This window comes from Pedococcus sp. P3_C7 (assembly GCF_056402615.1).
In genome coordinates this window covers 74,325-100,961 of sequence record NZ_JBFUHC010000001.1, presented here as the reverse complement: position 1 = coordinate 100,961, position 26,637 = coordinate 74,325, and the positions used below count along the sequence as shown (strand labels likewise).

The window sequence follows — 26,637 nt, the reverse complement described above, 5'->3', positions numbered from 1 at the left end:
AGCGGTCAGGGCCACTCCCGCGCATCCTCGAGGAACCGGTCGCCGGTCTGGATCCCGACCACACAGAAGATCACCCCACCCGGATCGGCCATGATCACGTAGCGTTCCCGGTCGTCCACGGTGGTCGCGCCCAACGCCGTCAGTCGCGCGACCTCGGCGCGGACGTTGTCCGTCTCGATGTCCAGGTGGACGCGCGGCGGTCCGTCCTCCAATCGCTGGACCTCGAGGTTCAGCGACCCGATCTCGCCGACGCTGGCATAGGGACCGTCCTCGACCGGACGCACACCCTGGGCACCGGCCCAGAAGGCGAGGCCCGCGTCGTAGTGCTCGCCCGGGTGGTCGATGAGGACGATGCCGATGCGCGAACGGTGCATGCCACCACGGTATGCCGGGTGCGTCAGGGACGCGAGGTCCGCCAGGCCCTGACGGCGGCGCGGTAGTGCGCCTGCTCGCCCTTGCGATCCCGGGCGACCCGGCAGGCCTCGGCCTGGTGGAGCTCGTCAGCCCACGCGCCGTGCGCGCCGGACTCCCGGGCTTGGGTCATCATCCGCGATCCGTCGCGGGCGAGCCTGACCAGCGGCACCATCGCCAGCAGGGCGACCACGGGGATGAGGATCACCGCGACGCCGAACAGCACAGCGACCGGACGCCCGTCCCGGACCAGCTCGACCCCTCGCCAGCCGATCGTCGCGGAGTAGAAGCCCAGCACCACGAGCAGGACGACAGCGGTGACCTTCTCGCGCACTCAGGCGTCCAGGCAGAGGTAGTGCTCCAGCCCGACGGTCAGCCCGGGGTGGGCGCCGACCTCCCGCACCCCCGCGAGGACACCGGGCATGAAGGAGGTCCGGTCGAACGAGTCGTGGCGCAGGGTCAGCAGCTCGCCCTCAGCACCGAGCAGCACCTCCTGGTGGGCGACCAGCCCGCGCAGTCGGATCGAGTGCACCGGTATGCCGTCGACCCGCCCTCCGCGTGCCCCGTCGGGGTCCTGGGTGGTGGCGTCCGGGACTGCACCGAGGCCGGCGTCGGCGCGGGCCGCGGCGATGAGGCCGGCCGTGCGGGCTGCGGTGCCCGACGGCGCATCGACCTTGTCGGGGTGGTGCAGCTCGATGACCTCGACCGACTCGTAGAAACGCGCGGCCTGCTGGGCGAAGCGCATCATCAAGATGGCGCCGATCGCGAAGTTCGGGGCGATGAGCACGCCCACTGACGGGTGCTGGGCGAGCTGGTCGCGCACCGTCGCGAGGCGCCCCTCGTCCCATCCCGTCGTGCCCACGACGACGTGCACGCCGCGGTCGACGCAGTGCGCCACGTTCGCCGGGGAAGCGGACGGGACCGAGAACTCCACGACGACACCGGCACCGCCGAGGTCGCCGAGGTCGTCGCCCTGGTCGAACCGCCCCACCAGCTCCAGGTCGGGCGCGTCGGTGACCGCCCGGCACACCTGGCCGCCCATGCGTCCTGCCGCACCGATCACGGCCACCTTGATCGTGTCACTCACGGTGGTCAGCGTAACCACCCGTCCACGACGACGGGCCCGGTCCCCCACTCGGGAGACCGGACCCGTCGCTCGCGGCGCTGGTTCGACTACTTCACGAAGGCCGTGAGGCCGAGGACCACCGGGTCGTGGTCGGACGACCGGTACGGGCCCGGGTCGTGGAAGTCGGTCGAGTGGTAGTTGTACCGGCTGTACTCCATGGCCACCGACTCACCGGAGTTGATGTTCCAGTGGTCGGCCCCGGTCGACATCCGCAGCGCGAAGTCGTTGACGAGGATGTGGTCCAGCGAACCGGAGAGCCCGCTGAAGGAGTACGAGTAGCTGTTCGGGTCGAAGCGGCTGCCCACGTCGGTGTAGCCGGCCTTGTAGAGGACGTCCAGCGGGTCCTCCATGGTGTAGGAGTTGTAGTCACCCGCCATGACGATCCCCTTGGCGCCGTACTCGGCCGCGACGCCGGGCACCCAGTCGCGCAGGGCCTGCGCCTGCAGGATGCGGCTGGTGACCGACGCACCCTGGCCGTCACCGCTGTCAGCGTCACCCGGGAACGGACCAGCCGAACCCTTGGACTTGAAGTGGTTGACGACGAAGAGGAACTTGTCGCCCTTGCCGGTCTTCTTCCTGAACGTCTGGGCGATCGGCTCACGGGCATTGCCGAAGGCCTGGCCGTCCTGGCTCTGGTCGCCCAGGGCGCGCGACCGGTCGACGCGCATGACGTTGGCCGCCTTGTAGATGATGGCGCTGGTGATGAAGTCCTGCTCGTCCGGTGAGGGCAGGTCGGTCGAGGACGGGACGAAGGCCCAGGTGCCCGCTCCCGCCTTCTCGTTCAGCGCGGCGACCAGCGCTGCCAGGGCAGCGTCACGGTCGTGACCGAAACGTGCGGAGTTCTCGATCTCCATCAGCCCGACGACGTCGGCGTCGAGGGCGGTGATCGCCGACACCTCCTTCTCGGTCTGGCGCGCGAGGTCAGCCGCATCCCAGGCACCACGGCGGGTGCAGGGGCTGCCGTCGACGCCGCGGACCGTGTCGCCGTTGTCGTCGCGGTCGTAGAACGCCACGCAGGTCGGGTCGGCGTCACCGAGATCGGTGAAGTAGTTGAGGACGTTGAACGACGCGACCTTGAGGTCGGGTGTGCCGAGCTGGTTGATGTCGGCAGTGTCGGGCGCAGCCGTTCGGGTGTTCTCGAACGCCACCGGCGACGTCGCGTTGTCGGGCCCGACCACCTGGGCCGTCGGCTGGAAGCGCCACAGGTTGAACCGGTAGTCCACGACGACAGGAGCGCTGAAGGTGGCCGCCTCGCCGACCCTGACCGGCTTGGTGTTCGAGACGTACGCAGGCGTCAGGTCGCCGTTGAGCAGGCACGGGATCGGGCGGCCGGCGCACGTCGCCGGGCTGAAGCTGCTCGCCGTGAAGTTGCTGGAGGCACCGTCGTCGAGGGTGACCGCACGCCTGGCGTTGTCGGCCACCACGGCGGCGGCCTCGGGGCTGCCGGGGGCGCCCACCTCGGTGTTCTGCAGCAGCGGGTGGTCACCCACGGCCAGGCCGACCTCGCCGAACTGGTTGGTGCCGAAGGTGTTGGTGACGGTGTAGTCGCCGAGGGGCTGGAAGAGCATTCCCTCGATCGACTCACGCCCTGCATCGGTGGTCGGCCACGGCACGGTCAGCGCCTGGACAGGGCTGAACTCATCGCCGGCGTCGCTGATGTTCGAGGCCGACGCGGTGATCTCGGTCAGGGTCCCCGGGTCGGAGGACGAGCTGCGGAACTCGCTGACGGCACCGGTCACCTGGATGTAGTTGCCGACCTCGACGTCGGGGTCGAGGGGGCTGCCGGAGCCACCCGTCTGGAAGACGAAGAGGCCGTCCGAGGCGCCCGAGGAGCTCGGCTCGGGACCGGTCCCCTGGGTCTGGAGGTAGAAGCCGTGGAACCCACCCGTGGGGTAGGCCGCCGTGACGACGCCCTTGGTGGTCACCGTCTGCCCAGACAGCTGGGTGCTCGGACCCGTGCCCTGGATCTCGGCGATCGTCTTCTCGGCCGGGGCGGGCGGGGTGGTGCAGGTGGTGCCGCAGGCCGTCGGGCTCGGCGCCCCGGCCACGAAGTCGGCAGCATTGTCGGCGGTGTTCTGCGGACCGGCCTTGCGGCTCACCGACACCGTGTTGCTGGGCGCGGCCGTCGGTCCGGTGCCCGCGTAGTCGTTCGCCGTGCCGAAGCCGACGAAGTCGACGACCGAGGGCTGGGCCGAGCACGGGTTGGTGCCGGACTTGGCGGTGCAGGGGTTGGCCGTCCCGCCGAGCGCTGTGACGTTGTTGACCAGCGCCACCTTGCCTGCGCCGCCGGCCATGGCGATGGTTCCCGAAGCGTCGAAGGGGACCTCGGTGGAGCCGCCGGTCCCAGCAGCCTCCCGGACGACGTAGCTGCCGCCCGCCGGCAGGAACCCGGCGAGCCCGGTGACCTGCCACGAGACCCCGGTCGAGCCGGCGTACTGCACCGACCAGCCGTTGAGGTTGACCGTGGACGCGCTGGTGTTGACCAGCTCGATGAAGTCGTTCCGGTACGTCGCGCCGGTGTTGCCGCCGCCTCCGTAGACCTCGTTGATCACTACCGGCGCACCGACCGAGGGCGCTGCCAGCGCACTCATCGGGGCGACGGCAACAACTCCAGCGGTGAGGGCTATGGCGCCCACCGCTCCCAACACGTGCTTGCGGGGTACGCGCACAGCAGTCCTCCACGAACTCAGGATTGACAGCCCTGGGACGGTGGTCCGGGCCGATGGAGCATCACACCACGCCGACGGCGAATGCGAAACGGCTGGGACAGGTCCGGAAGGTAAAGGTCAGGTCAGGGTTTCGCGCCCAGCTCGTCCAGCGGGACCCCAGGGTCTGCCAGCCGGTCAGGCGCGACGACGGCCTTCGACCGGATCAGGCCCTTCACCGCATCACCGACGTCCCACACGTTGACGTTCATCCCGGCGGTCACCCGCCCGTCGCGCAGCCAGAAGGCCACGAACTCCCGCGCCGACAGGTCGCCGCGCACGACGACCTCGTCGTCCGGGCTCCCGAGACCGTGGTACTCCATCCCGAGGTCGTACTGGTCGGTGTAGAAGTAGGGCAGCTCCGCCTCCGGCCCCTCCTGGTCGAGCATGGCCGCTGCCACCAGCGAGGGCTGGTTGAGGGCGTTGGCCCAGTGCTCGACGCGAATCCGCTGCCCGAGGAACGGGTGCTCGACGTTCGCGACGTCACCCACCGCGAAGATGTCCGCGTCGCTCGTGCGCCCCACCGCGTCCGCCGTCACGCCGTTGTCGACGTCCAGGTCCGCAGCCTGCGCGAGCGCGACGTTGGGCGTTGCCCCGATCCCCACGACGACGGCGTCCGCCGGCACGACCGAACCGTCCGCGAGCCGCACCCCCGTCACGGCAGACTCGCCCTCCACGGCCTCGACGGTGACCCCGGTACGCAGGTCCACCCCGTGCGCTCGGTGCAGGTCCGCGAACACCTCGGCGATCGTCGGGCCGAGCACCCGCACCAGGGGCAGGTCGAGCGCCTCCAGCACCGTGACGTCGGCACCGGCCTCGCGCGCCGCAGCCGCCACCTCCAGTCCGATCCAGCCGCCACCGATGAACACGATCCGCCGTCCCGGCACGAGCACCGCACGGATCGCCTGGCTGTCCTCGATGGTGCGCAGCGAGTACACCCCGTCGAGGTCGGCACCGGGGATGGTGAGCCGTCGCGGAGCGCACCCGGTCGCCAGCACCACGCGGTCGTATGCCGTGCGCTCACCTGTGTCGGCCACCACCTCGTGGTCGTCGCGGTCGATGCTGGCCACCGTGGTGCCGGTGCGCACGTCGATGTCGTGACCGGCATACCAGTCCTCGTCGTGGACGAACACGTCCTCGAGCTTCTCCCCCGTCTTGAGGTAGTCCTTCGACAGCGGCGGTCGCTCATAGGGCAGGTGCGGCTCGCCCGCGAAGAGCACCACCCGCCCTTCGAAGCCCCGCCCTCGCAGGGCCTCGGCGGTCTTGGCGCCCGCCAGCCCGCCACCGATCACGACGAAGGTCCGGTCGTCAGTCATGCGTCATCCTCTGGCTCGGCTCTCTGCTCGGCTGTCTGCTGGACTACCCGACTACCTGCTGTACTTTCTAAAACAGTGTTAGATTGACTTTAGGAGCGGCGTCCCCGTTAGTCAACGAGTCGCTCGAGGAGCCTGATGTCGCCGGAAGCGCACGACGTGCACGACAGCATCGGGTCCGTGGGCGCCCTCGCGGAGCCGTCACGACGGGCGTTGTACGACCACGTGTCGCGGCAACGCACGGCGGTCAGTCGTGAGCAGGCGGCCGAGGCCGTGGGGCTGCCACTGCACTCCGTGAAGTTCCACCTCGACCGGCTCGTCGACGAGGGCCTGCTGGAGGTCGAGTTCCGCCGCCTGAGTGGTCGAGCGGGCCCCGGCGCCGGCCGGCCGTCCAAGCTCTACCGGCGCGCCCGTGCCGAGGTGTCGGTGTCGCTCCCGGCTCGGCACTACGACCTGGCCGCCGCGGTCCTCGCCGATGCCGTCGAGCGGGTCGGGCGCGACCGGGTGTCGCTCGACCGGGCGATCGACGACGCGGCCACTGACGCGGGTCGAGCCCTGGCAGCGGGCAGCCCGCTCCCACGCGGCCCGCGCGCTGAGCTGCGCGCCGTGTCAGAGCTGCTCGCCCGGCACGGCTACGAGCCCTCTCCCACGGACGACGAGCGTGAGCTCGAGCTGGCCAACTGTCCGTTCGACCGGCTCGCGCGGGACCACACCGACCTCGTCTGCGGGATCAACCTCGCCCTGGTCACCGGCGCCGTCGAAGCCCTCGGGTGCCGACACGTGCAGACCCGCCTCGAACCTGCCGCAGACCTCTGCTGCGTGCGCGCCCGCCAGGTGCCCTGACGCGCGTGGCGCATCGCCTCCTCGCCCACCGGGGGCAAAGCCAACGGGCCGACACACCCTGAGGTGTGCCGGCCCGCTCGTCAGGCTGGTGTGCGTCGGCTCAGCCGGCCGCGTCCTCCGAGGTGGCCGGAGCCGCGCTCTCGGGCGCGTCGCCGCCACGGTCCTCGCCACCGCGCTCGCCACGGCCGCCACGACGGCGGTTGCGACTGCGACCACCCTCACGACGCTCGCCACGGTCGTCGGTGGACTCGCCGGCCTCGGCCTCGGGGGCGTCGCCCTCGGTGCTGCTGGCCTCAGGCGCGTCACCCTCGGCGGCGGGAGCGTCGCCGCCCTCGCCCTCCGCGAGCACCGCCGCCAGCGACAGCTTGCCGCGCGGGTCGATCTCCTTGAGCTCGACCTGGACCTTCTGGCCCACGGCCAGGACGTCCTCGACGGCTTCGATCCGCTTGCCACCGACGAGCTTGCGCACCTCGGAGATGTGCAGCAGGCCGTCCTTGCCCGGCAGCAGGGAGATGAACGCACCGAAGGTCGTGGTCTTGACCACGGTGCCCAGGAAGCGCTCGCCGATCTCCGGCATCTGCGGGTTCGCGATGGCGTTGATCTGCGCCCGGGCGGCCTCGGCCGAGGGGCCGTCGGTCGCACCGATGTAGATCGTGCCGTCGTCCTCGATCGAGATCTGCGCGCCGGTCTCGTCCTGGATCTGGTTGATCATCTTGCCCTTCGGCCCGATGACCTCGCCGATCTTGTCGATCGGGACCTGCACCGAGATGACGCGAGGAGCGAAGGGGCTCATCTCGTCGGGTGCGTCGATCGCCTCGTTCATGACGTCGAGGATGTGCAGGCGCGCGTCGCGAGCCTGGGTCAGCGCGCCGCCGAGCACCGAGGCGGGGATGCCGTCGAGCTTGGTGTCGAGCTGGATGGCCGTGACGAACTCGCGGGTTCCGGCGACCTTGAAGTCCATGTCACCGAAGGCGTCCTCCGCACCGAGGATGTCGGTCAGCGCGGCGTACTGCGTCTCACCGTCGACCTCCTCGGAGATGAGGCCCATCGCGATGCCGGCGACCGGGGCGCGCAGCGGCACACCGGCGTTGAGCATCGACAGGGTGGACGCGCAGACCGAGCCCATCGACGTCGAGCCGTTGGAGCCGAGAGCCTCGGACACCTGGCGGATCGCGTAGGGGAACTCCTCGCGGGTCGGCAGCACTGGCATCAGGGCACGCTCGGCGAGCGCTCCGTGACCGATCTCGCGACGCTTCGGCGAACCCACCCGACCGGTCTCACCGGTGGAGTAGGGCGGGAAGTTGTAGTTGTGCATGTAGCGCTTGCGCGTCACCGGCGACAAGGTGTCGAGCTGCTGCTCCATGCGGAGCATGTTCAGCGTGGTGACGCCCATGATCTGGGTCTCGCCACGCTCGAAGATGGCCGAGCCGTGCACGCGCGGCAGCACCTCGACCTCGGCGCCCAGGGCGCGGATGTCGGCGAGGCCACGGCCGTCGATGCGGACCTTGTCGCGCAGGATGCGCTGACGGATCAGCTTCTTCTGCACGGACTTGTAGGCCGCGGACAGCTCCTTCTCGCGGCCCTCGAACTCACCGGCGAGCTTCTCCTTCATGGAGTCCTTGAGCTCGTCGATGCGGTCCTCGCGCTCCTGCTTGCCGGCGATGGTGAGCGCCTGCGCCAGGTCGTCCGAGGTCGCAGCCTCGACGGCGGCATACGCGTCGCCCTCGTAGTCGAGGAAGATCGGGAACTCCTGGACCGGCTTGGCGGCCTTGCTCGCCAGGTCGGCCTGGGCCTCGCACAGGACCTTGATGAACTTCTTCGAGGCCTCGAGGCCCTCGGCGACGACCTCTTCGGTCGGAGCCTGCTTGCCCTCGTTCTTGACGAGGTTCCAGGTCGACTCGGTGGACTCGGCCTCGACCATCATGATCGCGACGTCATCGCCCGCGATGCGGCCGGCGACGACCATGTCGAAGGTCGAGCGCTCGATGTCCGAGAAGTTGGGGAAGGCAACCCACTGGCCGTCGATCAGGGAGACGCGGACGCCACCGATCGGACCGGAGAACGGCAGACCCGAGATCTGCGTGGAGGCGCTGGCCGCGTTGATGGCGAGCACGTCGTACTGGTGGTCGGGGTTGAGCGCGAGCACCGTGATGACGACCTGGACCTCGTTGCGCAGACCCTTGGTGAAGGTCGGGCGCAGGGGGCGGTCGATCAGCCGGCAGGTGAGGATCGCGTCGGTGGACGGGCGACCCTCGCGGCGGAAGAACGAGCCGGGGATCTTGCCCGCGGCATACATCCGCTCCTCGACGTCGACCGTCAGGGGGAAGAAGTCGAAACCTTCGCGGGGGTGCTTCCCGGCGGTGGTGGTGGAGAGGAGCATCGTGTCCTCATCCAGGTAGGCGGCAACTGCGCCACCGGCCTGCTTGGCCAGGCGTCCGGTCTCGAACCGGACCGTGCGGGTGCCGAACGAACCATTGTCGATGGTCGCTTCGGCGAAGTGGATCTCTGGACCCTCCATTGGGCCCTCCTTTTTTATCTGTAGTCCCGGTGCATCGTCGTTGTGCACTGGTTTCTGTCGTGCTGGGCGGCATCAGTGCCGGCCCCATGCGAGAGGGACGGCCCTCATGGAGGACCGTCCCTGTCGAATGCTTAGCGGCGCAGACCGAGGCGCTTGATCAGCGAGCGGTAACGCTCGACGTCGACGCTCTCGAGGTAGCGCAGGAGCCGGCGACGCTGGCCGACCAGGAGGAGCAGGCCGCGGCGGCTGTGGTGGTCGTGCTTGTGCTGGCGCGAGTGCTCGGTGAGGTCGAGGATGCGCTGCGTCAGCATCGCCACCTGAACCTCGGGGGAACCGGTGTCGCCCTCGTGCGTGGCGTACTCGGACATGATCTTCTTCTTGACGTCGAGGCTCAACGGCATGAGTCGGCACTGCTCCTTTGTGTGATCGTTGCGCGGTGCGCCAGGGCTGGTTCACCTGGGCTCTCTGGATCCGCGGCCGGTCTACGGCGGTTGCAAGGTTACCAGCGGGCGGGTTGGGCCCCTAATCGCCGCCGATGCACCGCCGATGCACCGCCGGTGCACCGCGCGTGCGCCGCTGCAGGCTCCCCCAGCCGGCGCAAGCAGTGTTGGATGGGGACATGCAGATGCCCAAGCACAGTGACGAGGCCAAGACCCGCTTCCGCAGCCTGATCAGCGACGCGCCGGGCGTTGAGGTCAAGCCGATGTTCGGCAGTGTCGGCGCGTTCGTCAACGGCAACATGTACGCCGGGTTGTTCGGTGAGGACGTCGGGGTCAAGCTCGACCCCGCGGGGCTGGAGGAGCTGCAGGCCCTCCCCGGCAGCGGCCCGTTCGGACCCGCCGAGCGCCCCATGAACGGATGGCTGTCGCTGCCCTCCGACCTGTCCGACGAGGAGACGTCCACCTGGACGGACCGGGCGCGGGACCACATCGCCACCCTGCCGCCCAAGGCCAAGAAGGCAACCGCCAAGAAGGCAACCGCCAAGCGGGCAACCGAGCCCACGACGTAGGCCGCTCAGCCGTGGGCGCCCACGAGTTCGGGCTCACGTTCGGTCTGGGCTTCGGGCGCCGGGCGGGTCGCGGACAGCGAACGCGCGTGCAAGAGCGTGCGCGCCGGGCGTTCGACCACGACGTGCATCAGCCAGGCGGCGCCCCCGAGGACGAGCACCACGGCCACAACTGCCAGACCCGCCGTCCACCACGCGTCGTCGCCCCACTCGCGCAGCCCAGTGACGACAGGACGCATCAGGTAGTGCGTCATGTAGAGGCAGTACGACACCTCCCCCGCGGCCACCATGAGCGGCGTGGACAGCCAGCGCCCGACCGAGCCGCCGGCCGTCGCCACGACCGCCACGACCAGCCCCATCACCGGGGCCATCCAGTAGTCCCCTGAGGCGACCGCCGGGACCAGGGCCACCACGAGCACGACGGACGGCAGCAGCGGAGCCAGTCGTCCGAGGGCCACACCGCCACGCACCCAGGCGAGGCAGAGGAAGATCCCTGCGACGAACTCCCCCATGATGCGGACGTAGAACATGTGCTCGAGGTTGCCGTTGGGCAGGGCGAACGCCGCGAAGACGGTGAGCATCACGGCATACGACAGGGCGGCGAGCAGCAGGGAGCTGCGCGCCCTGACCACGCGCGCCGCGAGCACGAAGAGCGCCGGTGCCACGAGGTAGGCGAACCACTCGGAGCCGATCGACCACGCCGGACCGTTGAAGCTCGGGCGGTCGTTGAACCAGTTCTGCACCATGAGCACGTTCTGCCCGTATGCCGCGGGCGTGCGCCGCTGCCCGCCCTCGCCGATCCCGAGGGTGCCCATGGCGACAGCCATGCCCAGGTCGATGTTGAGCGCCACGAAGTGCACCGGCCAGACGCGCGCGAACCGGCTGCGGATGAACGACACGGTCGACTGCCCGGAGAAGGCCCGCATGGAGTCGGCGTAGTTGTAGGCCAAGATGAAACCGCTCAAGGGGAAGAACAAGTCCACGCCGAGGTACCCCGCACGCATCAGGGTGTCGGCAGGCACCGTCCACGGAGCGAGCGCCTCGAGGTCGGGCCGGTAGTGGAACAGCACGACCCACGCCGCGGCCAGGACGCGCAGTCCGGTCAGCGCGGGCAGCGGCGAGCGGCGCTCCGAGCTCGGCGTCGGAGTCGCCCTCGGGGAAGTCAGGAGCCGGCCCCAGCACCCTCTGTCGCCCGGCCCGACCACTCGTCGGCGCGGAGCGCATAGATCGCCAGGTCGGTCCACTGCTCCTTGAACCAGGAGGCCCTCTCGAACAGTGCCTCGCGTCGCATGCCCAGCCGTTCGCAGATGCGCGACGACGCGGTGTTGACAGGCTCGAGCTGGGCCCACACGCGGTGGACCCCGACCTCTCGGAACGCGGCCTCGGTGATGGCACGGGCCGCCTCGGTGGCGTACCCCTGACCCGCCACGTCGGGGGCGAACACCCAGCCGATCTCGGCCTGCCGTCCGTCGTGGCCGTCGAGTCCGTCGAGGTGGATGAGCACGTCGCCGATGACGCGCCCGTGCAGCTCCACCGCGAGGGTGAGGATCGGCGACTTCTCGTCGAGCCGGCCAGCCGTGGCCCGCTCGGCCACCAGGTCCGCCACCTGCTCGCGGGTCTTGGGCTCGCCCGGGATGTACCTCACGACCGACGCCACCGACCGGTAGGTGAAGACGTCGTCCTCGTCACCGGGACGGAAGCTGCGCAGGACGAGCCTCTCGGTCGTGATCGGCAGGCTCACGCGCGGCATACCGGGAACTCCGAACTGTCCGTGAGCGGACGGCGAGACGACAAGGATCGGCGAGGTGGCGATCAGAGGTTGATCATGTGGCCGGCGATGCCCTCGACTGCTTCCTTGACCGCCTCGGAGAGCGTCGGGTGGGCGAAGACGTTGCGGGCGACCTCGTCTGCGGTGAGGTCCCACTTCTGGGCCAGGGTCAGCGCGGGCAACAGCTCGGTCACCTCGGGGCCGATGAGGTGGGCGCCGATGATCTCGTTGTGCTTCGCGTCGGCCACGACCTTGACGAAGCCGACGGCGTCGCCGAGTCCCATCGCCTTGCCGTTGGCCGAGAAGGGGAACTTCGCGACCTTGACGTCGAAGCCCTTGCCCCGGGCCTGCTCCTCGGTGTAGCCGAACGAGGCGATCTGCGGCTGGCAGAACGTCGCCCGGGGGATGAAGTCGTACTCGACCGGCATGGTCTCGGCCCCGGCCATGGTCTCGGCCGCGACGACACCCTGCGCCTCGGCCGTGTGGGCCAGCATGAGCTTGCCGGTCACGTCGCCGATCGCATAGACGTTGTCGACGTTGGTGCGGCAGTGGTCGTCGATGACGATGGCTCCGCGTTCCGTGGCCACGCCGAGGGACTCGAGGCCGTAACCCTCGAGGCGCGGGGCGAAGCCGATGGCCTGCAGCACCTTGTCCGTCTCGATGACCGTCGACTCACCACCTGCGGCGGGCGACACCGTGACCTTGACCTTCTCGCCGCTGTCGTCGATCGACTCGACCTTGGTCGACAGCAGGACCGTGACCCCGAGCTTCTTGTAGTGCCTGAGCAGCTCCTTGGACACCTCGGCGTCCTCGGTCGGCACCATCCGGTCGAGGAACTCCACGATGGTCACGTCGACCCCGAAGTTCTTCATGACGTAGGCGAACTCGACGCCGATCGCACCGGACCCGGCGATGACGATCGACTGGGGCAGCTGGTCGGTGAGGATCTGCTCCTCGTAGGTCACGACCCGGTCCGAGAGGGACGTACCGGGGATGAGCCGGGTCGTGGCACCGGTGGCGATGATGAGCTTGTCGAAGGTGACCGTCTGCTTCTCGCCGGAGCTGAGTGCGACGTCCATCGAGGTCGGGCTGGTCAGCGTGCCCCAGCCGTCGATCTCGGTGATCTTGTTCTTCTTCATCAGGAAGTGGACGCCCTTGACGATGCCGGCGGACACCGCGCGCGAGCGGGCGTGGGCCGGGCCGAACGCCATCGTTGCGTCGCCCTCGATCCCGAACTTGTCCTTCTCGTGCGTCAGGATGTGGGACAGCTCGGCGTTGCGCAGGAGCGCCTTGGACGGGATGCACCCGACATTGAGGCAGACCCCGCCCCAGTACTTGGACTCGACCACCGCGGCCTTGAGACCGAGCTGGGAGGCGCGGATCGCCGCGACGTACCCGCCAGGACCAGCACCGAGAACTACGACATCGAAGTCAGCCATGGCGGTCAGCCTACTGACTGTCCTGCCATCGCCCCACTTCGCCCATCCCTACCTCAGGGTGCGCAGGACCTCGTGGATCCGCCGGGCAACGGGTGCGGCCCCCTCGCCTCCGGTGCCCCCCTGCGAGACCACCACCGCCACGGCATACCGAGGTCTGGTGGCCGGTGCGTAGGACACGAACCAGGCGGTGTCCTGCTTGCCGAACGCCTCTGCGGTCCCGGTTTTCCCCGCCACTGGCCACTGGTCGAGCGGGAAGCCGGCGAACGCTCCCCTGGCGGTGCCCGAGGTCACGACCCCCACGAGCGCGCCCCGGAGGAAGGACAGCGTGCCGGCGGGGAAGGGCACGGTCCCCGTCCTGACGGGAGCGACCCGCTCGGTGGCCCCGCCCGTTGACCCCCCAGGAGCGACGAAGGCGCGCGCGACCTCCGGCTTCCAGAGCGTTCCACCGTTGGCGATGGCTGCATAGACCTGAGCCATCTGCAGGGGCGTGACCGTGATGTCACCCTGCCCGATCGCGAAGTTGGCCGCGTCCCCGGCACGGAACTGGAAGCCGCTCTGGCAGTTCTCGACGGCAAGCCCCTTGAGGTATGCCGCGCGGCTCGGGTCGGTGGCCAGCAGTTCCGGGTAACCGGACTTGGCGTGCCTGCAGGTCTCGGTGCGGGTCTGGTCCCACTGCCGCTGCTTCCACGTACGGCCGGGGATCCGCCCGGCCTGTTCGCCGGGCAGGTCGATGCCCGTGGCCCGTCCGAGGCCGAACGCGTCGGCCATCGCGACGAAAGGGTCCCTGGCATCGGACTTCGCCGCGAGCCCGCCCTGCGCCAACCAGGACCGGTAGGCGAAGTCGTAGAAGATCGTGTCGCAGGAGACCTCCACCGCCTTGCGCAGGGAGATCCGCCCATAGGCGCGGGACTCGAAGTTGGCGAACCTGCGGTTCCCGATCGTGTAGCCGGACGTGCAATTGTAGGTCCCGTCGAGCGAGTTCCCGGCCCTGACAGCGGCAGGCAGGCTGACCACCTTGAAGGTCGAGGCGGGCGAGAACGCCGCCGAGGTCACGCGGGAGACGAGCGGGGTCCCGGCTGACGCGTCGGTGAGTCGCGCGAGCTCGGCCGGGGTCACGCCCCCCGTCCAGACATCCGGGTCGTAGGACGGGTAGCTCGCTGCCGCGACGACACCACCATTGGTGACGTCCAGGACCACCGCCGCCGCGGAGTCAGCCCGGTGACCGTGCTTGCGCGCCGAGGCGACGGCCGACGCCAGGGCAGCCTCCGCGGCGGCCTGCACCCTGGCGTCGAGGTTGGTGACGACGTCCCGACCGGGAACGGGGTCGGTCTGCCCGAGCGTCCGGGTGACGATGCCGCGGGGGTCGACTGCGACCGTGCTGGTCCCAGGGGTGCCGCGGAGCTGGGTGTCGTACTGCTGCTCCAGCCCGGACCGACCCACCAGGTCGAGGTCGCCGATCGCGCCCCTCGACGCCGCCACGTCCTCGGCGTCCGATCGAGCGAGGTAGCCGAGCACGTGAGCCGCGTTGACGGTCCGCTGGGCGGGGTAGTCCCGCACTGGCTGAGCCGAGACCCCCACTCCCGGAAAGAGATCCGGACGTTCGAGGAGACTCAGTGCCCTGCGGGGATCGACGCCGCTTGCCAACGGGATCGGCACGTAGGCGGATCCGGCCCAGCAGACCGGCGCCGGTGGCGCGCCCTGCACCCCGCAGAGCTGGGTGCGCCCCCACAGCTGGTCGAAGTCCGCCCCCAGCACACGGGCCACGCGATGGACGAGGTCGCGCCCACCGTCCTCTGACTCGACGAGCTGTCCCCGGTCGACGGTGACCACGGTCTCGGTCGTGTTGTCCACGAGGGGCAGACCGGTGCGGTCGAGGATGCGGCCCCTGACGGCAGGTTCGGTCACCGTGCGGGTGTTGAGGGTGGCCGCTGCCCGCTGGTAATCCTCGTGGCCCACGATCTGGACCTGCCCCAACCGACCGAGGAGCGTGCCCATGAAGCACAGCACCACGAGTCCGAGGACCCACACCCGAGGCGAGTGGTCCCGCGCGATGCGCGAGCGCCTCACGCTCGCCACCCGCGCTTCATCGTCGTCCTCGGGCCAGTCGCCGCTCGAGGTTGACGAGCACGGGCACGAACATCGCGCAGAGCAGCGCGGTGAGCACTAGGCGCAGCCCGACGACGTGCCAGTCGACAGCCGCCCCCGACAGCATCGCGACCACGAGCCGTCCGGTCGCGACGAGTGCGGCGCTACCCAGTCCCACGACGGCGACCCAGCCGAACGGCGTCTCTCCCTCGCGCCTTCCGGCCCCGGCGAGGAGCCCGGCCGCGGCATACACCAGGGCTGCGGTGCCGAGCACCGCCGAACCTGGTGGCATCAGGTCGACCAGCCAGCCACCCGCCAGGCCGAGCAGCGCACCGCGGGCGGCGCCGGTGCGCAGGGCGCCGGCCACCACGACGGGGAGGACCAGGTCGGGCAGGACCAGCTGCGAGCGGGCAGCCAGGGTCACCGTGGCCACGGCGGCGACCAGCAGCAGGAGGCCACGAAGGGTGAGGGCGAGGCTGGGCACGGGCACGGTCAGCCCCCACCCGTGACGGCCGGCCTCGGCGTGGAGCGCGGACCGGTGCGCAGGATGCCGACCACTCCAAGGGTGGTCACGTCGGTCGCGGGGCGGACGGAGGCCGTGGGCGTGAGGTCGCCGGGGGCGTCGTCGACGCGCTCCACGGTGCCCACCCTCAGCCCCGGGGGGAAGGGCGATCCTCCGACGCTGCCCAACGTGGTCACCGCGTCACCCGTCCGCACCAGACCGCGCTCGACGACGGTGAGGTTGAGCTCGCCCGCAGGACGACGGTGTGCGCCCTGGGCCCCGCTGCCCACCGCGCCCAGGGTGCCGGCCGCTCCGACCCGCACGCCCACGAGGAGGTCAGCGCTGCCGACGAGCAGCACGTCGCAGGTCCACGGGGAGACCGTCACCACGCGCCCGACCAGACCGTCGACGCCGACCACGGACAGGTCGGTCCGCACACCGTCGCGCGACCCGGCGTCGAGCGTCACCCGCTCGGGTCCCGCTGCCCCCTCGCGGCCGACGGCGACGACCCGCGCGGGGACGAACGCGCCCCCGGCCAGGTCGGGCGAGTCCAGGAGCCCCTGGAGCTGTTGCCCTGTCACGGACTTCTGCGAAGCCTGGGCGCGCAGGACCTCGTCGCGCGGGACGCGGGCATCCACGATTTCCTGAAGGTCGTGGGGGTCCTGAGGGTCCCGGGTGCCCTGGGGGTCCCGGGCTGACAGGAGGCGTTCGAGCGGCCCGAGCACCGTTCCACCCGCCGACCGCAGCGGTGCCACACCCCGGCCACCGGACACGTCGACGCAGAGGGCGACGACGGTCAAGACCACCAGCACCACCAGGAGCCTGAGTCGGGAGGGGGCACGCATCGGTCAGAAACGGCGGGTGTCGATGAGGACCCGCTGGAGGGTCGAGAACTCCTCGATGCATCGTCCCGAGCCGCGCACGACGGCCCGCAACGGGTCGTCGGCCACCCGCACCGGGACGCCGAGCTCGTGCCGGAGTCGCTCGTCGAGTCCGCGCAACAGCGCTCCCCCGCCCGTCAGCGTGATCCCGTTGTCGAGGATGTCGCCTGCCAGCTCCGGTGGGCAGACGTCGAGCGTCGCCCGCACGAGCTCGACGATCTGCAGCACCGGCCCCTCGATCGCTCGGCGGACCTCCTGGCTGGAGATGGTGACGGTCTTGGGCAGGCCGCTGACCAGGTCGCGGCCCCGGACGCGGGTACTCGTCTCCTGACTGAGGGGAAAGGCTGATCCCGCCGCGACCTTGATGTCCTCGGCGCTGCGCTCCCCCAGCAGCAAGGAGTACTCGCTCTTGACGTGCGCGATCACCGCCTCATCGATCTCGTCGCCACCGACGCGGACCGAACGGGCCGTCACGATCCCTCCGAGGCTGATGACGGCGACGTCGGTCGTGCCACCGCCGATGTCGACCACCATCGAGGCCGAGGTCTCGTTGACCGGCAGGTCCGCCCCGATGGCGGCAGCCATGGGCTCCTCGATGACGTAGACCCGGCGAGCGCCCGAGCGCACCGCGGCGTCCTCGAGGGCACGGCGCTCGACTCCCGTGACCTCACTCGGGACGCAGACGACCATCCGGGGACGGACCAGTCGGGAGGGACGCACCTGGTCGACGAAGTACCGCAGCATCTGTTCGGTCACGTCGGCGTCGGAGATGACCCCGTCGGCCAGCGGCCGCACCGCTCGGACGTGGCCCGGCGTGCGACCGAGCATCTCCTTGGCCCGCGCGCCTGCGGCGATCAGCTTGCCCGTGGCTGCCTCGACGGCCACGACCGAGGGTTCGTCGAGGACCACGCCGCGACCCCGCTCGTAGACCAGGGTGTTGGCGGTGCCCAGGTCGATCGCCAGGTCTCGACCCCACGTCATCCAGCCGCCAAACGGGAGTTGCAACTCCCGGGTTGCGTCGCAACGGCCGTTTTGCGGGTGGCAAGGTGAGGTATGCCGCGTGGATCAGGCTGCCAGCTCGGCCTCGACGCGGCGCGGCACGGCCGACCGCCGTGGGCGCATCGCCACACGCAGCCGCCAAGCCCCGAACACGGCGAGCAGGCTGATTGCCACGTGCAGGCCGATGAACAGGCCTCCGAAGCCCGCCCCGAGCACCACCCCAGCCACCAGCGGGCCGGCGGCCGAGAAACCGGTCTGCAGCGCAGTGAACAGGCCGAGCGTGGTGCCGACGAGGCCGGACGGAGCCAGGCTGGCGGTCAGCGGGTTGAGCACGGGAGCATACATCGTCTCGCCGACCGCGAAGATCCCGAACGTCGTGACGAACAGGGCCGCGGACAGCTCAGGGGCGAGCGAGGAGGCGGCGAGCACCAGCCAGGACAGCGTCCAGATGGCGCCCACACCCATCAGCAGGGTCGCCCCGCTGCGCTTGGCCGTCAGCCTGACGACCAGCATCTGCAGCGCGATGATGACGACGCAGTTGACGGCGGCAGCCAGGCCGATGGTGGTCTCCTCCACGTGCAGGACCGTGAGGGCGTAGGCAGGGAGCCCCGACTCGAACTGGGCGTAGAAGCCCAGGGCCAGCGTGACCGTGACCAGCGCCGTCCAGCGCAGGGCCGGAATGGCCCAGATGGCGCGCAGTGCCTCTCGCGGGCCGGCCGAGCCGACCCCCTCGGAGGCAAGGCCGGGCTCGTCGAGCGAGCCCACCGGCATACCCCATCGCCTGGCACCTGCGGCCAGCAGGAGGAGGCCGGAGACGAGGAAGCCGGCAGCCGCGCCGGCGAAGGCGGGCCACATGCCGGAAGCGCGGTCGAGGTCGACGACGTAACCGGCGCCGAACGCCCCGACGGCCATGCCGAGGGCCTGGCCGGTGAACTGCCACGCGAAGACCCGGCGGCGGTCGGAGCCGCCCACCCAGCGCAGCACGAGCACGGACTGGGCGGGACCCGCGGCGGTGATCCCGAGGCCGAACACGAACATGCCGACGAGGAACGACACCGGGCCGTCCGCCCAGATGAGGGAGGCGGCACCAGCCGCGGCGACCACCTTGGCGCCCACCGCGACCATGACGGGCGACATGCGGTCTGCGAGGCGGCCAGCCACGGGAGCGGCCAGGAGCGCGCCCACCGAAAACAGGCTCGATGCTGCCGCCGCAACCAGCGACCCCCAGCCGCGCGTCGTCGCGGCGTAGGCGTACTGGTAGGGCAGGACAGTGCCCCAGCCGAGCATGGCTACGGCAGAGGCGAGGATCAACAGACGGGCGCGCATGGTCACTTCAACAGTTCTTCGAGTTCGAATATTTTGATATCGAAATCTTAGCATGCGAAGATGACGGCATGCCCCCGAGGTCCAAGAACGTGAAAGGCGCCCAGAGCGCCCAGGAGCAGTACCGGGAAGCCGTGGCGACCTACGTCGCGGCAGGCGGCGACGAGTCCGTGCAGCGCGTGATCACGGCGGTGAACTCCCTGGGCCGCAAGCTCGAGCAGTGGTACACGCGCCAGCTCGTGGACCTCGACCTCTCCCACGGCGAGTGGTCGGTGGTGGCACAGCTGGCCACGGCGGACGGCACGCTGACGCCGAGCCGGCTGGCCGACGCGACGAACGTGGCCGCGTCCTCGATGACGCACCGGCTGGACCGGATGACCGAACGCGGTGTGGTGCGCCGCTCCCCCGATCCGGAGAACCGCACCCGAGTCCTCGTCGAGCTCACCGAGCAGGGCTGGGAGCTGTTCGAGGCGGCGGTGCGCGAGGCCAACGTCGTCGAGTCCGACATCCTCGCCGGCCTGACCCGCGAGGAGCGCGACCAGCTGGCGGCGCTCCTCGAAGTGGTGATCAGCGGTCTCGACGACCTCGAGACGTCCTAGCCCTCAGTGCTTCCAGGGCTTTGAGGCTTGTCCGGGCCCCAGCGACTACAGGTTCGGGAACCAGATCGCGATCTCGCGGGCAGCCGACTCCGCGGAGTCCGAGCCGTGCACGATGTTCTCCTGGACCTTCTTGCCCCAGTCACGGCCGAGGTCACCACGGATGGTGCCGGGCAGCGCGGCCGTCGGGTCGGTGGCTCCGGCGAGCGCACGGAACCCCTCGATGCAGCGGTTGCCCTCGATGACGACGGCGGTCACCTGACCGCTGGACATGAACTCGACGAGCGGCTCGTAGAACGGCTTGCCCTCGTGCTCGGCGTAGTGCTCGGCGAGCTGCTCGCGGGTGGGGGTGGTCACCGCGAGCGCGGCGAGGGTGTAACCCTTCGCCTCGATGCGGCGAAGCACCTCGCCACTGAGGCCGCGGGCGAAGCCGTCGGGCTTGACCAGGACAAGGGAGCGTTCGGTCTGAGTCGTCACGGCCGCCAGCCTACCGAGCAACGGCAGGGACTAGCGTCGCGGTGTGCAAGAGGTGGCGGGGACGAGCAAGGACGTCAGGTATGCCGCGTGGCTGGTCCAGCCTGCCTACCTCGTCATCGAGGTTGCGCTGGCTCTCCTCGCGGGCGTGCAGTACTCGCTGGCCGACGACACGATCAGCGCCCTCGGCACGTCCTGCTCGCCCCACGAGGTCGGGTGCTCGTCCGCCCCGGTGCTGATGGACCTCACGTTCATCCTCTTCGGGATCCTCCAGGCACTGGGCGCCCTCCCGCTGCTCAGGGCGCACGGACGACCCGCCTTGGTCGGCTGGCTGTGGGTCGTGGCCGGGCTGGGTTCGGTCGGCGTCGGGCTCCTGCCCGTGGACACCCACCCCCTGGCCCACTCCCTCGTGGCGCTCCCGGTCTTCGTGGCGCAGCCGCTCGCCCTGCTGCTGCACGCGCGGTTGTCGACGCCTGGCCGACTGCGCAGCGCTGGCCTGGTCCTCGCCGGCGTGGCCCTCGCTGGCGTCGTCACCTTCGCGGGACTGCTCGGCGCCGACCACTGGTCGGGGCTGGCCGAGCGCGCCGCCATCTGGCCGGCGAAGCTGTGGCTCCCGCTGGCCCTCCTGGCAGCTGCTCCTGCGACCGGTGCTGCGACCGGTGCTGCTACTGCTGCTGGGCGACGTCGGCCCGCTGCCGCGCCGCCACCTGCTCCTCCACCCGGTGACACAGGACCAGCGAGCCCACCCACAACGCCAGGAAGATGAGCCCGACACCGAGCATCGCGGGCACCACCACCGCGCTGGCGAAGGTCAGCACCTGGATGAGCCACCCCAGCGTCACCCCCCACGGCCGACGCATCATCCCGGCGGCGAGCCAGCACAGCACTGCGAGACCGACACCGGTCCACAACCAGGCATGGCTGCGGTCGTCACCCTCGGCGCTGGCCAGGCCACGGGCCACCAGCGCGCCGAGGAACACCACGACCCCCTGGCTGCCGAGCACGGTCGCGAGCATCCGCCAGGTGAACTTGCCGAGCGCGCCGTAGAAGACGATGCCCTTCATCGACCGCCCCGGTGGGAGTCACGGAACCTGGTGAGCAGCCAGAAGGCCACGGCGACCACGATGGCGAGGACGATCAGCTTCCCGAACATGCTCCGAGCGTATGCCGTGTGGCCGGGCCGAGAGCGCCGGACCTGGCGTACTGTCACAGAACGGAGTCATTCAGGCTTCCTAGCGCTGGGAGCACCACCATGGCCGACAAGTCACCTCGACAACACCTGGCCAAGAAGGCCGGCAAGTCCATCAAGGAGAAGCGCGCCGAGAAGCACGCCAAGGCCGACGCAAAGACCCACCTCGACGTGGGGCAGATCGGCAAGAAGTAGCCGTACCCACACGCTGTCGGCGCGACCGGCTCAGACGTCGGTCGCGCCGAGCAGCATCCGCACCTCGGCGGCAGTGGTGACCGAGCCCGTCGCCAGCACACCGCCCCCGACGCCGCCCTCGTCGGCGAGTCCCGCCGCGACGTCCAGGGCGTCGGGCAGGTCCTGGACCACCGTGACCCGGTCCTCGCCGAAGATGTCCACGGCCAGCTCACCCAGGTCGTCAGGCCTCATGGCGCGGGGCGAGGTCGTGCGCGAGACCACCACGTGGTCGAGCACCGGCTCGAGGATCTCGAGCATCTCGGTGGCGTCCTTGTCCTTGAGGATGGCGATGACTCCCACGATCTTCGCGAAGTTGAACGAGTCCTCCAGGGCGTCCCGCAGTGCCATCGCGCCAGCGGGGTTGTGCGCTGCGTCCACGATGACGGTCGGTGAACGCCGCACGATCTCGAGGCGACCCGGCGAGGCGACCCGGGCGAGGCCCGCCCGGACGATGTCGGGATCCAGCCGCTGCTCTCCCCCACCGAAGAACGCCTCCACGGCGACCAGGGCCTGCGTGGCGTTGTGCGCCTGGTGCGCGCCGTGGAGGGGCAGGAACAGGTCTTCGTAGTCGCCACCCAGACCACGGATGGCGATCTGCTGCCCGCCGACACCCACGTCCCTTGTCAGCAAGCCGAAGTCGTTGCCCTCGAACGCGATCCGGGCGCCGACCTCGGCCGCACGGTCGGCGAGGATCTGGGCGACGTCCGGCTCCTGGACACCGATGACCGCCACGGAGTCGGGCTTGATGATGCCGGACTTCTCGGTGGCGATGTCGACGACGTCGTTGCCGAGGAAGTGCTGGTGGTCCAGCGCGATGGGAGTGACGACGGCGACCGAACCGTCAGCCACGTTGGTGGCGTCCCAGCTGCCGCCCAAGCCCACCTCCACGATGGCGACGTCGACGGGGGCGTCGGCGAACGCGGCATACGCAACGGCCACGAGGACCTCGAAGTAGGTCATCCGCGGCCCCCCGTCGGCGACCGACCGGGCATCGACGATCTCGATGATGGGCAGCACGTCGTCGTAGGCCTCGAGGAACTTCTCGGCGCTGATCGGCTCGCCGGAGAAAGCGATCCGCTCGCGCACGCTGTGCAGGTGGGGTGAGGTGAACCGCCCCGTCTTCAGGCCCATCTCACGCAGCAGCGAGTCGATGATCCGGGTCGTCGACGTCTTGCCGTTGGTCCCCGTGAGGTGGATGACCGGGTAGGTGCGCTGGGGGTCGCCGAGGAGCTCCATGACCGCGGCGATCCGGTCCAGGCTCGGTTGCAGGTCGTGCTCGGGGGCGCGGGCGAGGATGGCCTCCTCGGCCTCTCGCATCGCCTTGATGACCTCGAGGTTGTGCGCGGCCTCGCGCTGGGCGGCATCAGGGGCAGGCATGGGTTTCAGTCTTCCTTCCGTCAGAGCTTCATGACCTTGATGCGCACCGGCTCGCCGTCGCCGACCGTGGCCTCCGCGACGTCCTCGCGCTGGGGCAGCGCGTCGAGCTGGGGGGCACTGCCGAACTGGGTCGCCAGGGTCTCCTCGACGATCAGGGCCTGGTGGGCCACAGTCGCCTCCCAGACGGCCGGGGACCCCGTGACGGTCAGCGAGATCCGGTCCGACACGTCGAGACCGGCCTCACGGCGGGCCTGCTGGACAGCCCGCACGACGTCACGTGCGAGACCTTCCTGGGCCAGCTCGGCGGTGACCTCGGTGTCGAGCACCACGAAGCCGCCACCGGGCAGCATCGCCGTGGCCTTGGCCCCGCCCTGCTGCTCCGAGTCGACCACCATCTCGAGGGTGTACTCCCCCTCGACGAGGTCCAGCCCCCCAGCAGTCACCGTGCCATCGGGCGCCACGGACCAGTCGCCGGACTTGCTGCCCTTGATGGCCTGCTGGACGTCACGCCCGAGCCGCGGACCGGCTGCCCGGGCATTGACGGTGAGCCGCTGCGTGATGCCGAAGTCGGCCTCGCTGGCGTCGCCGAGGTCGCGGAGGGTGACAGTGCGCACGTTGACCTCGTCGGCGATGATCCCGCCGAAGTCCTTGAGCGACAACGCGTCTGACGTCACGACGGTGAGGTCCTGGAGTGGCAGTCGCACCCGCAGACCACCTGCCTTGCGCAGGGACGACGCCACGGAGCAGACCTCGCGGGCCCGGTCCATGGCCGAGACCAGGGCGTGGTCTGCCGGCAGGTCGGTGTGGTCCGGCCAGTCGGTGAGGTGCACCGAACGGCCGCCTGTCAGTCCTCGCCAGATCTCCTCGGTGGTGAGAGGAAGCAGGGGCGCCGCCACGCGGCAGACGACCTCGAGGGCGGTGTAGAGGGTGTCGAACGCCTGCTCCGCACCGCGGCCTTCCGAACCCGAGCCCGTGCCCGTCCCGGTGTCCCAGAAGCGCTCGCGCGAGCGGCGGACGTACCAGTTGGTCACCACGTCGAGGAAGCCACGGGTCGTCTCGCAGGCGTTGGCGACCTCGTAGCCGTCCAGCTGCTCCTGCATGGTGCGGACGTACTCGCCGAGCTTGGCCAGCAGGTAGCGGTCGAGCGGGTCGGTGGAGGCCGTCGACCACTTCGCCTCGTAGCCCTGTCCGCCACCAGCAGCGTTGGCGTACAAGGAGAAGAAGTACCAGGTGTTCCACAGCGGGATGAGCACCTGGCGCACGCCGTCACGGATGCCCTGCTCGGTCACGACCAGGTTGCCGCCCCGGAGGATGGGGCTCGACATGAGGAACCACCGCATGGCGTCGGCGCCGTCGCGGTCGAAGACCTCACGCACGTCGGGGTAGTTGCGCAGGGACTTCGACATCTTCTGGCCGTCCGAGCCGAGCACGATGCCGTGGCTCACGCAGGACGAGAAGGCAGGTCGGTCGAACAGCGCCGTCGCCAGGACGTGCAGGGTGTAGAACCACCCCCGCGTCTGGCCGATGTACTCGACGATGAAGTCACCCGGGAAGTGGTGCTCGAACCACTCGGCGTTCTCGAACGGGTAGTGCACCTGCGCGAACGACATCGACCCCGAGTCGAACCAGACGTCGAGGACGTCCTCGACCCGGCGCATGGTGGACTGCCCGGTCGGGTCATCGGGGTTCGGCCGCGTGAGGTTGTCGATGAACGGCCGGTGCAGGTCCGTGACCTCCACGCCGAAGTCGGCCTGCAGCTCGGCGAACGAGCCGTAGACGTCAAGGCGTGGGTACTCCGGGTTGTCCGACTTCCACACCGGGATGGGGCTGCCCCAGAAGCGATTTCGTGAGATCGACCAGTCGCGGGCGTTCTCGAGCCACTTGCCGAACTGGCCGTGCTTGACGTGCTCGGGCACCCAGGTGATCTGCTCGTTGAGCTCGAGCATCCGGTCCTTGAACTTGGTGACCTCGACGAACCAGCTCGAGACAGCCATGTAGATCAGCGGCTGCCGGCAGCGCCAGCAGTGCGGGTAGGAGTGGTCGTAGGTCTCCCGGCGCAGCAGGACGGTGCCCTCGGTGACCGAACCAGTCTCGCCCTCACCGCGCGTCCGAGCCTTCAGGTGGTCGATGATCATCGCGTTGGCGTCGAAGACCTGGACACCCTCGTAGTCGGTCACCGGGTAGGTGAAGCAGCCGTCGGGACCGACGGGGATGACCGGCTCGATGCCGGCGGCATCGGTGACGATCTTGTCCTCCTCACCGAAGGCGCCGGCCGTGTGGACCAGCCCGGTGCCGTCCTCGGTGGTGACGAACTCCGCCGGGAAGACCCTGTGCGCACGCTCGTGGCCCAGGTAGTAGGAGAAGGGCGGGGTGAACGACCGGCCGACGAGGTCGCTGCCCTTGAGCCGCTCCACGACGCGCGACTGCGGGTCGACCGGGTCGGTGCCGTCGGAGGTGTCTGCGCCGAACAGGTCCTTGGCGTAGGCCGCGAGGCGCGCCTCACCGATGAGGTAGCGCTCGGTGGTGCCGGTGACGTCGGACTCGACCACGACGTAGTCGATGTCGGGGCCGACCATGATGCCGAGGTTCGCGGGCAGGGTCCACGGCGTCGTCGTCCAGACCAGCGCGAGCTCGCCGGTCTCCAGGCGCAGGCCCACGGTGACAGCCGGGTCCTGGCGGTTCTGGTAGACGTCGTCGTCCATGCGCAGCTCGTGGTTGGACAGCGGGGTCTGGTCGTTCCAGCAGTAGGGCAGCACGCGGAAGCCCTCGTAGACGTAGCCCTTGTCGTACAACGCCTTGAAGGCCCAGATGACCGACTCCATGTAGTCGGGGTTGAGGGTCTTGTAGTCGTTGTCGAAGTCCACCCAGCGCGCCTGACGGGTGACGTAGTCGCGCCACTCCCCCGTGTACTTCAGCACGGACTCGCGGCACTTGGCGTTGAACTTCTCCAGCCCGAGCTCGAGGATCTCGTCCTTGGTCTTGATGCCGAGCTGGCTCATCGCCTCGAGCTCCGCGGGGAGCCCGTGGGTGTCCCACCCGAACCGTCGCTCGACCCGGCGTCCGCGCATCGTCTGGTAGCGCGGGATGAGGTCCTTGACGTAGCCGGTCAGCAGGTGGCCGTAGTGCGGCAGCCCGTTGGCGAACGGCGGCCCGTCGTAGAAGACGAACTCGTTGTCACCGTTCGTGCCCGCCGACCGGTTCTCCACCGACGCGACGAAGGTGCCGTCCTCGTCCCAGTACCTGAGGATCCGCTCCTCGATCTCGGGAAATCGGGGCGAGGCGGGCACGCCAGAGGGCTCGGTGTGGCTGGAGACCTTCGGATAGGTCATGGTGTCGGCGGTCCTCACATCACTCGTGTTCTTCACACGAGGACGACATCGCCGGGATTCCCGGCGGCACCGCGGTACCACCTCGCTTGCCGCACCCACGCGCCCGAGGAGGCCCGCGGCATACGACCGCTCTTGCTCGAGGTTGTGACGGACCCACCCGTCCGGTTCTAGTGAGCCACCACCCCGCGCGTATGCCGCGTGGCGCCGTGACCGTTCTTCCGGAGGCTCCCCGGTGATGGCCGGTTCAGTGCCTGTGCACCCAAGTCTAGCGGGCCGTGACGAAGGGCACGTCCGCGCGGCGGAAGGGCACCGTGCTGCGGTGTAGTCTGAGCGGCGTTGCCCCAGGGCAACACCACGACGCGACACCAGGGGAAGCCGGTCCAACTCCGGCGCTGACCCGCAACCGTAGGCCGCAGTGAAACGCGGCGAGCCGGAACACCTGGATCGCGAAGCGGCTCCATTTCCGTCGAGGTACGCGGGGCGGAGCCCGGACACCAGGTCCGAGGCCGCCCCCCGATG

General features: G+C 69.9%; 24 protein-coding genes and 1 riboswitch. Of the genes, 5 read left to right on the top strand and 19 right to left on the bottom strand.

Going from position 1 to position 26,637, the window contains the following annotated elements; all coding sequences use genetic code 11:
• Nucleotides 1-5: 5 nt before the first annotated feature.
• The 5 genes from AC1DS4_RS00465 to AC1DS4_RS00445 form a co-directional block, all read right to left on the bottom strand.
• Nucleotides 6-374: a VOC family protein gene (locus AC1DS4_RS00465; RefSeq protein ID WP_477612490.1), complete on the bottom strand. Its 369-nt coding sequence runs from the start codon at nt 372-374 to the stop codon at nt 6-8.
• A gap of 23 nt (nt 375-397) precedes the next feature.
• Entirely contained in the window at nt 398-745 is a 348-nt protein-coding gene (locus AC1DS4_RS00460; protein WP_477612489.1) for a hypothetical protein, read from the bottom strand.
• Nucleotides 746-1,498, bottom strand: a complete 753-nt coding sequence (dapB, locus tag AC1DS4_RS00455; RefSeq protein WP_477631940.1) for a 4-hydroxy-tetrahydrodipicolinate reductase — start codon at nt 1,496-1,498, stop codon at nt 746-748.
• 86 nt (nt 1,499-1,584) lie between these two features.
• Nucleotides 1,585-4,128: an ExeM/NucH family extracellular endonuclease gene (locus AC1DS4_RS00450; RefSeq protein WP_477612487.1), complete on the bottom strand. Its 2,544-nt coding sequence runs from the start codon at nt 4,126-4,128 to the stop codon at nt 1,585-1,587.
• A 200-nt stretch (nt 4,129-4,328) separates the two neighbouring features.
• A complete protein-coding gene (locus AC1DS4_RS00445; protein ID WP_477612486.1) occupies nt 4,329-5,558 on the bottom strand; it encodes an NAD(P)/FAD-dependent oxidoreductase in 1,230 nt (409 codons plus the stop codon).
• A gap of 135 nt (nt 5,559-5,693) precedes the next feature.
• Between AC1DS4_RS00445 and AC1DS4_RS00440 the strand changes: the two genes are divergently transcribed.
• On the top strand, nt 5,694-6,398 hold the full coding sequence (locus tag AC1DS4_RS00440) for a helix-turn-helix transcriptional regulator (RefSeq protein WP_477612485.1): 705 nt from the start codon (nt 5,694-5,696) through the stop codon (nt 6,396-6,398).
• A 100-nt stretch (nt 6,399-6,498) separates the two neighbouring features.
• On the opposite strand, the gene AC1DS4_RS00435 is transcribed toward AC1DS4_RS00440, so the two are convergent.
• Both AC1DS4_RS00435 and rpsO read right to left on the bottom strand, forming a co-directional pair.
• Nucleotides 6,499-8,916, bottom strand: a complete 2,418-nt coding sequence (locus AC1DS4_RS00435; RefSeq protein ID WP_477612484.1) for a polyribonucleotide nucleotidyltransferase — start codon at nt 8,914-8,916, stop codon at nt 6,499-6,501.
• Between the two features lie 131 nt (nt 8,917-9,047).
• The gene (rpsO, locus tag AC1DS4_RS00430; RefSeq protein ID WP_140737145.1) at nt 9,048-9,317 is read right to left on the bottom strand and encodes a 30S ribosomal protein S15; all 270 of its coding nucleotides are present in this window, start codon (nt 9,315-9,317) and stop codon (nt 9,048-9,050) included.
• 218 nt (nt 9,318-9,535) lie between these two features.
• Between rpsO and AC1DS4_RS00425 the strand changes: the two genes are divergently transcribed.
• Nucleotides 9,536-9,925, top strand: a complete 390-nt coding sequence (locus tag AC1DS4_RS00425) for a TfoX/Sxy family protein (protein WP_477612483.1) — start codon at nt 9,536-9,538, stop codon at nt 9,923-9,925.
• Between the two features lie 5 nt (nt 9,926-9,930).
• Here the strand turns inward: AC1DS4_RS00425 and AC1DS4_RS00420 are convergent, their stop codons facing one another.
• The 8 genes from AC1DS4_RS00420 to AC1DS4_RS00385 form a co-directional block, all read right to left on the bottom strand.
• Nucleotides 9,931-11,127, bottom strand: coding sequence for an acyltransferase family protein (locus tag AC1DS4_RS00420; protein ID WP_477631939.1), 1,197 nt, complete (start codon nt 11,125-11,127; stop codon nt 9,931-9,933).
• A complete protein-coding gene (locus AC1DS4_RS00415; RefSeq protein ID WP_477612481.1) occupies nt 11,085-11,672 on the bottom strand; it encodes a GNAT family N-acetyltransferase in 588 nt (195 codons plus the stop codon). Before AC1DS4_RS00415 ends, AC1DS4_RS00420 begins: the two co-directional genes overlap by 43 nt.
• Before the next feature lie 62 nt (nt 11,673-11,734).
• Entirely contained in the window at nt 11,735-13,129 is a 1,395-nt protein-coding gene (gene lpdA / locus AC1DS4_RS00410) for a dihydrolipoyl dehydrogenase (protein WP_477612480.1), read from the bottom strand.
• A 48-nt stretch (nt 13,130-13,177) separates the two neighbouring features.
• Complete coding sequence (gene mrdA / locus AC1DS4_RS00405; protein ID WP_477612479.1) at nt 13,178-15,196, bottom strand: penicillin-binding protein 2; 2,019 nt, start codon at nt 15,194-15,196, stop codon at nt 13,178-13,180.
• A 16-nt stretch (nt 15,197-15,212) separates the two neighbouring features.
• The gene (locus AC1DS4_RS00400) at nt 15,213-15,704 is read right to left on the bottom strand and encodes a rod shape-determining protein MreD (protein WP_477612478.1); all 492 of its coding nucleotides are present in this window, start codon (nt 15,702-15,704) and stop codon (nt 15,213-15,215) included.
• A gap of 2 nt (nt 15,705-15,706) precedes the next feature.
• Entirely contained in the window at nt 15,707-16,528 is an 822-nt protein-coding gene (gene mreC, locus AC1DS4_RS00395) for a rod shape-determining protein MreC (protein WP_477612477.1), read from the bottom strand.
• A 36-nt stretch (nt 16,529-16,564) separates the two neighbouring features.
• Nucleotides 16,565-17,578 (bottom strand): rod shape-determining protein MreB, encoded by a 1,014-nt coding sequence (mreB, locus tag AC1DS4_RS00390; protein ID WP_477613404.1) that lies wholly within the window; start codon nt 17,576-17,578, stop codon nt 16,565-16,567.
• An 84-nt stretch (nt 17,579-17,662) separates the two neighbouring features.
• Nucleotides 17,663-18,922, bottom strand: a complete 1,260-nt coding sequence (locus AC1DS4_RS00385; protein WP_477612476.1) for an MFS transporter — start codon at nt 18,920-18,922, stop codon at nt 17,663-17,665.
• Between the two features lie 68 nt (nt 18,923-18,990).
• On the opposite strand from AC1DS4_RS00385, the gene AC1DS4_RS00380 reads away from it, so the two are divergent.
• Entirely contained in the window at nt 18,991-19,518 is a 528-nt protein-coding gene (locus AC1DS4_RS00380; RefSeq protein ID WP_477612475.1) for a MarR family winged helix-turn-helix transcriptional regulator, read from the top strand.
• A gap of 45 nt (nt 19,519-19,563) precedes the next feature.
• On the opposite strand, the gene ndk is transcribed toward AC1DS4_RS00380, so the two are convergent.
• The gene (gene ndk, locus AC1DS4_RS00375) at nt 19,564-19,992 is read right to left on the bottom strand and encodes a nucleoside-diphosphate kinase (RefSeq protein WP_477612474.1); all 429 of its coding nucleotides are present in this window, start codon (nt 19,990-19,992) and stop codon (nt 19,564-19,566) included.
• Between the two features lie 43 nt (nt 19,993-20,035).
• On the opposite strand from ndk, the gene AC1DS4_RS00370 reads away from it, so the two are divergent.
• The gene (locus tag AC1DS4_RS00370) at nt 20,036-20,755 is read left to right on the top strand and encodes a DUF998 domain-containing protein (RefSeq protein WP_477612473.1); all 720 of its coding nucleotides are present in this window, start codon (nt 20,036-20,038) and stop codon (nt 20,753-20,755) included.
• On the opposite strand, the gene AC1DS4_RS00365 is transcribed toward AC1DS4_RS00370, so the two are convergent.
• Nucleotides 20,655-21,053 carry a DUF4233 domain-containing protein gene (locus AC1DS4_RS00365; protein ID WP_477612472.1) on the bottom strand — a complete coding sequence of 133 codons (399 nt, stop codon included), beginning with the start codon at nt 21,051-21,053 and terminating at the stop codon, nt 20,655-20,657. The genes AC1DS4_RS00370 and AC1DS4_RS00365 overlap by 101 nt on opposite strands.
• Nucleotides 21,054-21,241: 188 nt before the next feature.
• Here AC1DS4_RS00365 and AC1DS4_RS00360 point away from each other — a divergent pair, with 188 nt between their 5' ends.
• Nucleotides 21,242-21,373 carry a hypothetical protein gene (locus tag AC1DS4_RS00360; RefSeq protein WP_255358323.1) on the top strand — a complete coding sequence of 44 codons (132 nt, stop codon included), beginning with the start codon at nt 21,242-21,244 and terminating at the stop codon, nt 21,371-21,373.
• A 30-nt stretch (nt 21,374-21,403) separates the two neighbouring features.
• Here AC1DS4_RS00360 and AC1DS4_RS00355 read toward each other — a convergent pair whose 3' ends face one another.
• Both AC1DS4_RS00355 and ileS read right to left on the bottom strand, forming a co-directional pair.
• Entirely contained in the window at nt 21,404-22,789 is a 1,386-nt protein-coding gene (locus AC1DS4_RS00355) for a bifunctional folylpolyglutamate synthase/dihydrofolate synthase (protein ID WP_477612471.1), read from the bottom strand.
• Between the two features lie 20 nt (nt 22,790-22,809).
• Complete coding sequence (ileS, locus tag AC1DS4_RS00350; protein ID WP_477612470.1) at nt 22,810-26,118, bottom strand: isoleucine--tRNA ligase; 3,309 nt, start codon at nt 26,116-26,118, stop codon at nt 22,810-22,812.
• 369 nt (nt 26,119-26,487) lie between these two features.
• Nucleotides 26,488-26,614, top strand: a riboswitch (cobalamin riboswitch).
• Nucleotides 26,615-26,637: the final 23 nt, after the last annotated feature.